Annotated in this window: 11 protein-coding genes; 10 read left to right on the top strand and 1 reads right to left on the bottom strand. The window is 66.1% G+C overall.

Features of this window, described 5'->3' with window-relative positions:
• Nucleotides 1-213: 213 nt before the first annotated feature.
• On the bottom strand, nucleotides 214-1875 hold the full coding sequence (locus tag IPU70_RS14515) for a ShlB/FhaC/HecB family hemolysin secretion/activation protein (protein ID WP_207468204.1): 1662 nt from the start codon (nucleotides 1873-1875) through the stop codon (nucleotides 214-216).
• Nucleotides 1876-2421: 546 nt separating this feature from the next.
• On the opposite strand from IPU70_RS14515, the gene IPU70_RS14510 reads away from it, so the two are divergent.
• From IPU70_RS14510 to IPU70_RS14465, 10 genes are all read left to right on the top strand, one after another.
• Nucleotides 2422-3252 carry an MHYT domain-containing protein gene (locus IPU70_RS14510; protein WP_207468497.1) on the top strand — a complete coding sequence of 277 codons (831 nt, stop codon included), beginning with the start codon at nucleotides 2422-2424 and terminating at the stop codon, nucleotides 3250-3252.
• Between the two features lie 122 nt (nucleotides 3253-3374).
• Nucleotides 3375-3584, top strand: coding sequence for a Flp family type IVb pilin (locus tag IPU70_RS14505; protein WP_207468202.1), 210 nt, complete (start codon nucleotides 3375-3377; stop codon nucleotides 3582-3584).
• A gap of 142 nt (nucleotides 3585-3726) precedes the next feature.
• The gene (locus tag IPU70_RS14500) at nucleotides 3727-4248 is read left to right on the top strand and encodes a prepilin peptidase (protein WP_207468200.1); all 522 of its coding nucleotides are present in this window, start codon (nucleotides 3727-3729) and stop codon (nucleotides 4246-4248) included.
• Nucleotides 4194-4655, top strand: a complete 462-nt coding sequence (locus tag IPU70_RS14495; RefSeq protein ID WP_013395080.1) for a TadE/TadG family type IV pilus assembly protein — start codon at nucleotides 4194-4196, stop codon at nucleotides 4653-4655. Before IPU70_RS14500 ends, IPU70_RS14495 begins: the two co-directional genes overlap by 55 nt.
• Nucleotide 4656: 1 nt before the next feature.
• On the top strand, nucleotides 4657-5148 hold the full coding sequence (locus IPU70_RS14490) for a TadE/TadG family type IV pilus assembly protein (protein WP_207468198.1): 492 nt from the start codon (nucleotides 4657-4659) through the stop codon (nucleotides 5146-5148).
• Nucleotides 5145-6104: a Flp pilus assembly protein CpaB gene (cpaB, locus tag IPU70_RS14485; RefSeq protein WP_207468196.1), complete on the top strand. Its 960-nt coding sequence runs from the start codon at nucleotides 5145-5147 to the stop codon at nucleotides 6102-6104. Before IPU70_RS14490 ends, cpaB begins: the two co-directional genes overlap by 4 nt.
• A 64-nt stretch (nucleotides 6105-6168) precedes the next feature.
• A complete protein-coding gene (locus IPU70_RS14480) occupies nucleotides 6169-7530 on the top strand; it encodes a type II and III secretion system protein family protein (RefSeq protein WP_207468195.1) in 1362 nt (453 codons plus the stop codon).
• Nucleotides 7527-8852, top strand: a complete 1326-nt coding sequence (locus IPU70_RS14475; RefSeq protein ID WP_207468193.1) for a pilus assembly protein CpaE — start codon at nucleotides 7527-7529, stop codon at nucleotides 8850-8852. The genes IPU70_RS14480 and IPU70_RS14475 overlap by 4 nt, the downstream gene beginning before the upstream one ends.
• A gap of 33 nt (nucleotides 8853-8885) precedes the next feature.
• Complete coding sequence (locus tag IPU70_RS14470; RefSeq protein ID WP_207468191.1) at nucleotides 8886-10247, top strand: CpaF family protein; 1362 nt, start codon at nucleotides 8886-8888, stop codon at nucleotides 10245-10247.
• Nucleotides 10247-11170 carry a type II secretion system F family protein gene (locus tag IPU70_RS14465; protein ID WP_207468189.1) on the top strand — a complete coding sequence of 308 codons (924 nt, stop codon included), beginning with the start codon at nucleotides 10247-10249 and terminating at the stop codon, nucleotides 11168-11170. The genes IPU70_RS14470 and IPU70_RS14465 overlap by 1 nt, the downstream gene beginning before the upstream one ends.
• The last annotated feature ends 2 nt before the right edge of the window (nucleotides 11171-11172 follow it).

Here is an 11172-nt window from a genome sequence, read left to right as displayed (position 1 = left end):
GTTATCAATGGGATGTGTATGGAAATAAGGGTTTTCCTTAAATCTGGAAAATCCTCATTTTTGCGATCGCACGGAGCCTGCGAATGTTACGGAAAGCCGCCAATCCGACGTAACGTTACGGCGGACGTTACGTAACGCCGGCAGCGCCGCCCAAGAAAAAACGCCCGTCGCGACGGGCGTTCATCGGTCTGCCGGCCGCCTCGCTCCGGGCGGCTAGAAGGCGTCGTAGAACAGGGAATAGTTGGCGTTGAAGCGCACGTTCCGGTTGTCGTTGACCGTGGCCGAGCCCACCGGCTTGGCCACGTTGAAATCGAACAGGTAGTACTTGTCGTCGGTAAAGCGCAAGCCCAGGGCCACGGAGGACAGGTGCCGCTGATTCAGGATCTGCAGGTCCTTGTTGTTGTACCAAGTGCGCGCGTAATCGACCAGGGCGTAAGGCTGGACACTGGAAAGGTACTCCCAGCCCACGCCGAAGCGGCGATTGATTTCCGCCGACACGCCCACGCCCTTGTCGCCGCTTTGCTCGCCCTGCGGATAGCCCATGGCGTAGCGCCAGCTGCCGTACGAGACCTGCTCGGAAGAAGGCAGGATGTTGCTGGAGTACTGCGCCGCGCCGGAGAAAACCAGGCCGATCTGGGCAGGCAGCACAAAGGTCTGCCTGGCGTTCAGGTTGTAGCGGGTGAAATCCAGGTCCAGCAGCGGGGTGGCCGAGTAGCCATAGTTGGTCGCGATGTCCTTTTTTGCGCCCGCGGCGTCAAACCCCTTGGCCACGCTCAGCGTGACGTCGGTGGCCTTGGTCTCGGACACCTGGATGTAGCGCATTTCGGCGGTCGCCGCGCGTACCTGCGCATCCTGTTGCAGCCAGCGGTCGGTGTTGCGGGCCTCGTAGCGGTCCTTGGAATTGGCTGCGTAGACGCCCAGGGTCCCCGTCAGCGAGCGGGTGTTGTTCAACAGAAACGGATAGCTCACGCCGACGCCGATGCGGTCGTTCTTCACGCGGCGCTCGAAACCCAACATTTCGATGGCGTCGTCCTGGGGCCGCGCATCGTAGTGATAGCCATCGATCTTGACGGCCAGGCCGTCCGCGCCGATCGGCACGCGGATTTCGCCCGACACGTACTTCACGTCATCGGTATTGAAGGGTATCGAGGCGGTCAGCTTTACTTGCTCGCCCAGGGGCGTCAGGCTGTTGGTCGCGAGATTCACAATTGGCTGCATGCCGGTGCCCAGGTCCGCGATGCCGCCGGTCAGGCTGACGGGCTGGCGGCTGGCAGCCAGTACCAGTTCGGTGGCGCCATCGGCGCGACGGGGCAGATCCAGGCTGGGCGTGAATTTGACGCCTGGCACGGTACGCATCAGGTTCAGTTGGCGTTCCAGCGTGGCCTGCTTGAGCGGCCTTTCCTCCTGCATGGGCGCGGCCAGCGCTTCCAGCCGGTCCTGCGCATTGCCGATATCGCCTTCGATCCGCACATTGGCGATGTAGCCCTCGACCACCGTCACCACCACCAGGCCATTGGCGAAGGTCTGGTTCTGCAGCAGCGCGAACGACAGGGGAAAGCCTTTGTCGCGGTAGAGCTGGGTAATCTTGTCGACTTCCTGAACCAGCTCGCCCAGGCTGATTTCCTTGCCGGCCAATGGGGTGAGCAGCCCGGACACTTCCTCGAACGGGATGGCGCGTACGCCGCTGACGTCGAAATTGCGCGGCACGATGCGCTGCGCCAGGCGAGCTTGCAAGGCCAGCTGTTCCGGCGTGGCGGTCTGGACGTAGGGCGGAGGCTGCGTCGCCGAGGGCGGGCGCTCAATGCGCGGCATGGCGTCCACCGGATTGCCGCGTAGCGGACCTTCGGCACGGGCCTGAGTGCCGGCTGCCACCATGCACAAGAGGGCGAGACAAAGCGGACTCGCCGGGGATCTGCTGCTCTTGCCTTTTTCGTCTCTCATTTCCGCTGGCGCTTCTGAACGGATACCCGGACCCGATCGAGTATTGGATTGAAAAGGGTGGCAACAGTGTTAAGACAAAGTTGCAGTTAGCGGTGGGCATATGGTGCCAGTATTTCTGACTGAATGACAATTCATTTCAAATTCCGCCTCCCTGAAGTCGCCGCATTTACATTATTTCGGAATATTCTTTTGTTGCGTAATATATTTTCAGGCAAAGATAAGCGCGATTTGGCGATTTTTATTAATGTTTTCGAAAACTTAGGTCCATCCGTTACACATCTTCTGTCGCAATATCGCGAAATTCAGTGAAAACCCTGATGTGTATGATTTGGCAATATATAAACTAAAGATACGTATCAAAAATACGCAAAATGTGTGGACCCGCCCGGAGGCAAAGATGGCTGGGGATTACCGCAAGAAGCACTGCAACAGCTTGCCGGCCGCGCGCAGCCGCAGCCGCTTGCCACACAGGGAGCGCACATGAGCCCGGGCGATGTCGTTCCGCTCTCCTTCAACGGCAGTCTGGTGGCGCTTTCGTTCCTGATTGCGGCGTTGGGGTCGTATGTGGCCCTGTTGGCCGCCGCGGGTATCCGCGCGGAAACCCAGGATGGTGAAATCCGCATCGGCTATATCGTCATCGGCGCGGTGGCGATGGGCGGCGTCGGTATCTGGAGCATGCATTTCATCGGCATGCTGGCGCAAAACCTGCCTTTTGAAGTCGGTTACCAGGTCGGCCTGACGATACTCAGTTTCATGGTTGCGGCCGGGTTTTCCGGTTGGGCATTCTGGTATGTCGGCCGTGACCGATTCACTTTCCTGCGCTGCCTGGTCGGGGGCTGCGCCGCGGGGTTCGGCGTCGCTTCCATGCATTATGTGGGCATGAGCGCCGCGCGCATGCCGGCGGTATTGCTCTGGAATCTGCCGCTGGTGGTTTTGTCGGTGCTGATCGCCGCCGTCGCGGCCACTGCCGCGCTCTGGCTCGCCTTCAATACCCAGAATGAACGCCAGCGCATCGGCGCGGCCATTTTGATGGCCGTCGCGGTCTGCGGCATGCATTACACCGGCGCGGCGGCAGGCGCGGTCATCTGCACGACCACGAATGACGCCGTCGGCCTGCATATCGGCGGGGCCATGCTGCCGTACATCGCCTTCGCGCTGTCGGCTGTCACCTTGCTCCTCATGCGCTGGCATTTGCAGCGCGCCTCCGAACGCTTTCGCGCGCGCACGGCGCAGCGCATCGACTCGATCATTGAATCGGCCCCAGCCGCGGCTACGGACAGATTGCCCGGAGCCACGCCGGGGCCGGGTTAGCTGGACCCTGGACGCGCGCCGCGGAAATAAGCGCGGCGCGTGAGCGGTTCCAGGCTTTAGGGGGCTGGCCCTGCTGCTTGAAGACCGGCCCCGGTCATCAATCGAGACCCATGGAGCTCGACATGAAAGCAACACTTGCGCAGTTCTGGAATGACGAAGACGGCATCACGGCCCTGGAGTACGGGCTGATCGCGGGAATGGTGGCGGTAGCCCTCATCGTCGCGGTGGGGGCATTTACCGGGTCCTTGAAAGGCATGTTCGAGGAACTGGGCACCAAGCTGGACAACGCCAAGACCGGTACCGGCACCACGCCTCCCGCAGGCGGCGGCTAAGCCGCGAACCCATTCGCGTCGTGGCGGCAGTGTGCCGCTAGCCGCCGCGGCGCGTACCCGCAACATGGCATCACTTGATTGAAGGAGTCCGCGTCAGTCCCGACGCGCCCGTCGTTGAAGTCGTTTTCTTGAAGGTCTTGCCTTGTATCCAGGGGAAGTGCTGTGGTGGCTGTTGTTTGCATGCTGGATTGTGGCGCTGATCCACGCCGATCTGCGCTATCGCCGCGTCCCCAACCGGCTGATCGTCGCGGGACTCGCGGGCCAATTGCTATGGCTGCTGGCGGCCTGGCTGGCGCCGGGCTGGGCCTATCCGCCGCGCTGGTCGGGATGGTTGATGGCGCTGGCCGGATTTCTGGTTGCAGTGCCCTTCCTGCCGCTATGGCGCAGGCGGCTGATGGGAGCGGGCGATATCAAGGCCATCGCCGTGCTCGGGCTCTTGCTCGGTTTCGCGCCGCTGATGGTGACGCTGGCGTTGGCCAGCGTATTGGCCGGCCTGCATGGACTGGGGTATCTGGCGGTGTCGCGGGTCTGGGCGCTGAGCAACCGCGCGCGCCAGATTCCGTATGCCGCCTATCTGGGCCTGGCCGCCTTCAGCGCGGTTCTTATTCCGTGGAATTCGCCCTGGTATTCGTGGTGTTCTTCCTGGTGTTTTACGGGATCCTGACGTACTCCCTGGTGGTGGCCGCGCAGCATTCCGTGACGTTGGCCGCGCAGGACGGCGCGCGCAAGGTCTTGCAGTGGCAGGCCGGTACCGCGTCGCTGACCGCGCGGGCCAATGCCGGACGCGATTCGGCGTTGTATCAGGCGGAGTGGATCAGCACCCTGTCCGCGGCGCCGGTGCAGGTGGCGGTCTGCGGCAGTGCGGGCGCGCTGAGCAGCGCGGCCGGCGGCGCCTGCAGCGGTTTGCCGTTGGCGCAGGACCAGATCGAAGTCAACGTGTCCTATGCGTATGGCGCCCATCCGCTCATTCCGTCGGTGCCGCTGTTGCAGGCGGCGCTGATGCCGGCCTCCAGCGTGCTGAGCGCGCGCGCGACCGTGCATCTGGGCAATGCCCTGGGCGGGGGAGGCTGAGATGCGAGCCTATGCGCACGGCCTCGGGAACAACGCGCCACGCAAACGCCAGCGCGGCATTGCGGCGCTCGAATTTTCGCTGACGCTCACCCTGCTGTTGCTCTTCATCTGCGGCGTGGTCGGGTTCGGCGCGCTGTTCTGGATGCAGCAGCAACTGGCGGCGGCCGCGGCCGACGGCGCGCGCGCCGCGGTCTATGCCCGGTTCAACGGCCAGGCCGATGTCCCGGCCGCAGCCTGCGTGGCGGCGATGGGCACCTTTTCCGCCGGTTCCGCGGTGCTGTGCAGCACCACGCGCGCGCCTTGCGCCTGGACCGGGGCGGGCGGCAGGCCGGCCGATTGCGCCACCGTCGCCATGACCTACAACACCCAGTCCTGGCCGCTGCTGGAGACCGTGCGCGGGCTGATCACCGCCTTGCCGGGCGCGAACCGGAACTGGATCCCGGGCAGGTTGCAATCGCAGGCCGTTGTGCAGATATCGCAGGGGGCGCCATGAGCAGTCTGAGCAAGATCGTCGCGGGTATGTTGCTGGTGGCGGGCCTGGTGCTGGCCTTCGTGGCCTGGCGCTTGGCCTCGGCGCCGGCCAGTCCTCCGCCCGGCGTGGCGCCCGCGCCTGTCGCGGCGGCGCCGGCGGAACCGCTCAAGCTCCATCCGGTGGTGGTGGCCCGGGGACCGATTCCCGCGGGTTCGCGCATCGACAGCGCAAGCATGCTGACAGTGGCCCAGTGGCAGGTCGCGCTGTCCGGCGGCTTTGCCGACCTTGCGCCGCTGGAAGGCGCGGTGACGAAAGTCGACATCGCCGCGGGCGATCCGATCCTGCCCAGCCTGCTGACGCAAGGCTTGGCACGCCAGCTCAAGCCAGGCGAGCGCGCCGTCGCCATTGCGGTGGACGAAGTGATAGGCGGCGGCAACCGCATTGTCCCGGGCGACATGGTGGACGTGTTCTTCATGATCGAAAAAAGCGCCGAAGTGGCGGTAGGCCAGGCCCGTCTGTTGCAGTCCCAGGTGCGCGTGCTGGCTTACGGCAAGGCGTCGGTGGAAGGGCCGGATGAAAAGTCGGCCCTGCAGCAGGGCGGCCCGGGCCAGCCGGCGCGCACCGCGGTGCTGGCCGTCCCGGTTGATCGGGTCAATGAATTGATGTTGGCCAGCCGCGCGGGCCGCCTGCAGTTGGCGCTGCGTCCGGTGGGCGACGACAGCATGCCGGACGCGCAGTTGTTCGCCCGACGCGGCACGGTGTTGCCGGTCCGCGCCGACTTGACGGCCGCGCAGCGCGAGTCGCTGCTGTCCGGCCCCAACCGCGCGTATGCCGGCGAGAGCCTGGTGCAACTGGACGGCACCACGTCCGCGGCGCTGGCGCCGGCCGCCCGCGCCGCGAGCCGGCCCCAGGGTTCCGGCGGCGGCCGGACCGTGGAAATCATCCGAGGAGATAAATCCGAGCGCGTGCGCTATTGAACGGGGCTGCGGGCGGACCAGGCGCTGGCCGCAGCCGGACTCTTTCCATCATCAGGTCCTGCACATGAAGAAACATCAGCGCACCACCATGATCTGCCTCCTGTCGGCCGCGGCAGCGATGACACAGGGGGGGCTCAGCCTGGCACAGACCGCGGCGCCCGCGGCTGGCGCGAACGCGCCGGTCCGCGACATCTCGATGGCCGTTAAGGGACAGCAGAGTCTCATGCTGGATGGCGGCGCGCCCGCGCGCATCGCCATCGGCGATCCGGACGTGGCGGACGTGAAGGTATTGCCCGCGTCCGGCAAGCGCGCGGGCTCGGTGCTGCTGTATGGCAAGAAGCCCGGCACCACGCAATTGCAGATCTGGACCGGCAACAACGCCGCGCCGCAGATATGGAACGTCCGCGTCGGCGGTAGCGTGCAGGGCGCGCTGGCGAGCCGCGGCCTGGGCGGCGGCGCCAACGTCGACATCGCCGACGGCCACGCCGTCGTCTCGGGCCATGCCGCGTCGCAGCTGGGGCAGATCGCATCGGCCACCATGGCGGCGTCCGCCGTGGGCGGGGAAAAGAACGTGGTGGACATGTCGACCGCGGGCACCGGCGGCGTGGTGCAGGTCGAGGTGAAGGTCGTGGAAGTGTCGCGTTCGGTGATGAAGGCGGCCGGCATCAGCTTCACGGCCAGCAACGGTCCCTGGAGCGGCGGCAGCTCCACCATGCCCGCCAGCCTGGGCGGCGCGCTGGCGTCCGGTTTTTCGCTGTTCTATGACTCCAACAACTTCTCGGCGCGACTGCGCCTGCTGCAGACCAACGGCATGGCGCGCGTCCTGGCCGAGCCGACCCTGGTGGCCTTGACGGGGCAGAGCGCCAGTTTCCTGGCCGGCGGCGAGCTGCCGATTCCGCAGGCGGGCGGCCTGGGGACGGTCAACGTGACCTTCAAGCCCTTCGGCATCGGCCTGACCGTGACGCCCACCGTGCTGTCGCGCGACCGCATTTCGCTGAAGGTGGCGCCCGAGGCCAGCGAGCTGGATTACACCAACGGCATCGCCATCAACACCAGCGCGGACACCAGCACCATCATCCCGGCCTTGCGCACCCGCCGCGCCGACACCACGGTGGAACTGGGCGATGGCGAAAGCTTCGTGATCAGCGGCCTGGTGTCGCGCCAGACCAAGGCCATGGTCAACAAGGTGCCCATGCTGGGCGATCTGCCCATCATCGGCTCCTTCTTCCGCAGCGTCGATTACTCCCAGGAGGACACCGAGCTGGTCATCGTCGTGACCCCGCGCCTGGTGCGCCCCATCGCGCGCGGCGTGGCCCTGCCGCTGCCGGGAGCCAAGCAGGAACAGACGGATACGGCATTCAACGCTTGGGGCTATTACCTGACTGGCCCGATGGGCGGCCAGCAGATGCCGGGCTTTTCACGGTGAGCAATATGAAGACACATGCCAGCGAATGGGTGGGCCTGCAAAACGGCACGCGGTTCCTGTTCTGCTCCCAAGGCAACGCGGTCGCCGCGCAGCTGGGACAGGCTCTGGGCGACCTGGGGATGCTGACCCAGGAAGCGCCGCGTATCGAAGAATTGGCGCGGCGCCTGACGGAGATCGCGCCGCAGGTGGTGTTCCTGGATTTCACCCTGAGCGACGACGAGCCCGGCAAGCTGTTCAGGTCGGCCGAACTGGCGCGTTTGCTGGCGCGCATTGCGCCGACGGTGCCGCGCGTGGCGGTCGGCTTCCTGAGCCAGCCGGAGGGGGCGATCGCCGCCTTGCGGGCGGGCGTCAGCGATTTCGTCGACCCCTCGGTGGCGCCGCAGGAGATCAAGGAAGTGGTGCTGCGCCTGCTCGACCGGCCGTCCGGCGGCCGCATGGACGGCACGCGCCGCAGCGTCGTGCTGCTCGGCGCGCGTCCCGGCGTGGGCACCAGCACCCTGGCCGTGCATCTGGCGGGCCTGGTGCAGGACCGCCTGACGCTTGCGCACGGCCAGCGCGCCGCCTCCGCAGCCAAGGCGCCCAAGCCTGCCGGCGAGCCGCTGCCCCTGTCCAGCCGGGTCGCGCTGATGGACCTGGGCTGGCCTGTCGGCGACTGCCAGCTCTACCTGAACATCGGCGGCGACTTCGACTTCGCCGAGGCTGCGCGCAATCTGCGCCGTCTCGATTCCACCCTGCTGGGGTCCGCCATGGCGCATACGGCCAATGGCTTGAGCGTGCTGTCGCTGCCGCGCGACCTGGGCCAGATGCGCGACGTGTCGCAGTCGGATTCGCTGCTGGTGTTCGAACGCATGCGCCAGCATTTCTCGGTTGTGGTGGCCGATTCGGGCGGCTTCACCAATCCCGAATTCGTGTCGGGCCTGGCGCGCGCCTCGCAGCTCAACTGGATCGTGACCGACCAGAGCGTGGGCGCGCTGGTGTCGCTGGCCGGCCTGCTGCAGGAACTGGAGCAGCAGCACGTGGACCGGCGCAGCCTGGGCCTGATCGTCAACCGCTATGACGAGCGCTACGGCATGACCGCGCAGCAGATCGCCGAACGCTTTCAGCTGGAACTGGTGGGCACGCTGCCAGACCGCACGCTGCCTCTGATGGTGTGCACGAACCGCGGACATCTGTTGCATGAAGAGGCCGAACGCGATGTCTATGTGCGCGCGGTGCAGGCACTGGCGGAACGCCTCTGCGCCGAGGAGAACACGCCCGGCGGGCGGGCAGGCTGGCTGGCCACCTGGCTGCCCGGCGTGCACCGCCGCATGGTGGTCGGTTGACGGACAGACAGACGGACGGTTACGGGATCCGACATGATCATGACAGCGACGATAGAGTTCGGCGGCGACGGCGACAAAGGCTTTTCGGCGTCGGACCGCTACCAGGAAGTGAAGACGGCGGCCTACGAGCACCTGCTGTCCCGCATCGAAGAGCTGGGCGCGGAGTTCGGCCGCTGGGCCCGGTCAGCGATCCAGGAGTTCGTGGACATCGAGGTCGCGAGTTTCGTGCGCCTGCGCCGGGTGCCCATCAATGAAGGCGAGATGCGCGCCATCGCCGAGGCGCTGACCAAGGAACTGGCGGGCCTGGGACCCCTGGAGGACCTGCTGGCGGACCCGGCCGTGGAAGACATCCTGATCAACGGCTACGACAATGTCTTCGTTTCGCGCCGCGGCGTGCTGGCCCGCGAGACGCTGCGCTTCACGGACAACCAGCACGTGCTGCGCATCGTGCGCCGCATCCTGGCCCCCATTGGCCGCCGCCTGGACGAATCCAGTCCCATGGTGGATGCGCGCCTGCCCGACGGCGGCCGCCTGAACGTGGTGATCGAGCCGCTGGCGGTGGACGGCCCCATGGTGTCGATCCGCAAGTTCAGGCAGGACCCGCTCAAGCCGGCCGACCTGCTGACCCTGGGCAGCTTCGACGAAGAGATCTACCGGTTGCTGAATGAAGCGGTGAAGAACCGCTGCAACATACTGGTGTCCGGCGGCACCAGCTCGGGCAAGACTTCGCTGCTGAACGCGCTGGCGTTCTTCATCCCTGAAACGGAACGCGTGGTGACGGTGGAGGACACCGCCGAACTGTCGCTCAACCATCCGCATGTGGTGCGGTTGGAATCGCGCCAGGGCGGCTTCGACGGCAGCGGCGCCGTCACCATCCGCGAGCTGATCCGCAACAGCCTGCGGATGCGGCCGGACCGGGTGGTGGTGGGGGAAGTGCGCGGCGCCGAGGTCATGGACATGCTGCAGGCCATGAACACCGGACATGAAGGTTCGATGGCGACGATCCACGCGAACTCTCCGCGCGAATGCCTGTACCGCATCGAGATGCTGGCCGGTTTCGCCGGGTTCCAGGGCAGCGAGGACAGTCTGCGCCGGCAGATCGCCAGCGCGCTGGATTTCATCGTGCAGATCGGCCGCCTGTCCAACGGCAAGCGCCGGGTGTTGTCGGTGACTGAGATCACCGGCATGGGCGACAACGTGATCTCCACGCAAGAGCTCTATCGGCACGAATCCTACGCGGCGCCGGACGGCGAGGAGAAGGACCGCTGGACCTGGCTGGGCATCCACCCCCATACGCCCAAGCTGGCCAAAATGCGCAACGAGGCGCGCGCCAACGACAACCCGCCGGACGACCGCGATGGCGCGGGAGGCGGATTCTGGAGCAGGAGGCGCTGATGCTGGAAGCCCTGGTGCTTGCGACCCTGGCGGCGGTGCTGGCCATCGGCGCGGTGCTGCTGTGGCGTCATGCCGGCCGCAGCGCGCGCCGGGCGGCCAGCTCCGCCTTTCTGGAAAGCCAGCTGCGGCGAGGCCGCGACGAGGCCAGCGCCGATGCGCCCTTTGCCGAGAATGCCCGCGGATTCCGCAGCGGCTTTTCCGGCTGGGACCGCTTGCTGCGCCTGGCCGGCCTGCGGCAAAGCGTCGGCCTGTATTTGCGCATCGCGCTTCCTGTCGTCGCCGGCGCGGCGCTGGCCTGGGTCTTGCTGGGGCCGCTGTCGGGAGCAGTGACCTTGTTGCTGCTGGCCGTGTTTGCCTACTTCCTGCTGTGGCTGCGGGCCGACAAGCGCCAGCGGCGCATGGTCTCGCAGCTGCCTGCGTTCCTGGACAACATCGTGCGCCTGCTCACCATCGGCAACAGCATGGCCGCGGCGTTCCAGACCGCCGCCGCCGCCACCGACGAACCCTTGCGCGAGGTGGTCGAGACGGCGTCCAGCCTGAGCCGTTCCAAGGAACTGGACGCGGCGCTGGCGCACGTGTCGCGTCTGTACGGGTTGAAGGAACTGTATATGGTCGCCGCGGTGGTGTCGCTGGCCATGCGCTTCGGCGGCCGCAGCGACCAGGTGCTGGAACGCATGGCGGCCTTCATGCGCGACGTCGCCCAGGCGCGCAACGAATTGACCGCGAGTTCAGCCGAGGTCCGGCTGTCCGCCTGGATCCTGGCCTTGCTGCCCGTGGGCATCGCGGGTTTCATCATCGTCGCGAACAACAATCTGTTCATGGGCCTGTGGCAAGACCCGCAGGGTTTCAGGATGCTGCTGACGGCGGTGTGCCTGCAGATCGGCGGCTGTTATTGGCTGTATCGCATGGCCAAGGCCATTTGAAG

The organism is Achromobacter sp. SD115 (assembly GCF_017355315.1).
Classification (GTDB): Bacteria; Pseudomonadota; Gammaproteobacteria; order Burkholderiales; family Burkholderiaceae_B; genus Achromobacter; species Achromobacter xylosoxidans_B.
Note: the sequence above shows the minus strand (reverse complement) of the source record. Positions and strands in the feature narration are given on the sequence as shown.

Excerpts from the sequence above, each read along its gene's own strand:
- IPU70_RS14490 (WP_207468198.1), top strand. The coding sequence starts at position 4,657 with ATGCGAGCCTATGCGCACGGCCTCGGGAACAACGCGCCACGCAAACGC.
- IPU70_RS14510 (WP_207468497.1), top strand. The coding sequence starts at position 2,422 with ATGAGCCCGGGCGATGTCGTTCCGCTCTCCTTCAACGGCAGTCTGGTG.
- cpaB (WP_207468196.1), top strand. The coding sequence starts at position 5,145 with ATGAGCAGTCTGAGCAAGATCGTCGCGGGTATGTTGCTGGTGGCGGGC.
- IPU70_RS14465 (WP_207468189.1), top strand. The coding sequence starts at position 10,247 with ATGCTGGAAGCCCTGGTGCTTGCGACCCTGGCGGCGGTGCTGGCCATC.
- IPU70_RS14480 (WP_207468195.1), top strand. The coding sequence starts at position 6,169 with ATGAAGAAACATCAGCGCACCACCATGATCTGCCTCCTGTCGGCCGCG.
- IPU70_RS14505 (WP_207468202.1), top strand. The coding sequence starts at position 3,375 with ATGAAAGCAACACTTGCGCAGTTCTGGAATGACGAAGACGGCATCACG.
- IPU70_RS14515 (WP_207468204.1), bottom strand. The coding sequence starts at position 1,875 with ATGGTGGCAGCCGGCACTCAGGCCCGTGCCGAAGGTCCGCTACGCGGC.
- IPU70_RS14470 (WP_207468191.1), top strand. The coding sequence starts at position 8,886 with ATGATCATGACAGCGACGATAGAGTTCGGCGGCGACGGCGACAAAGGC.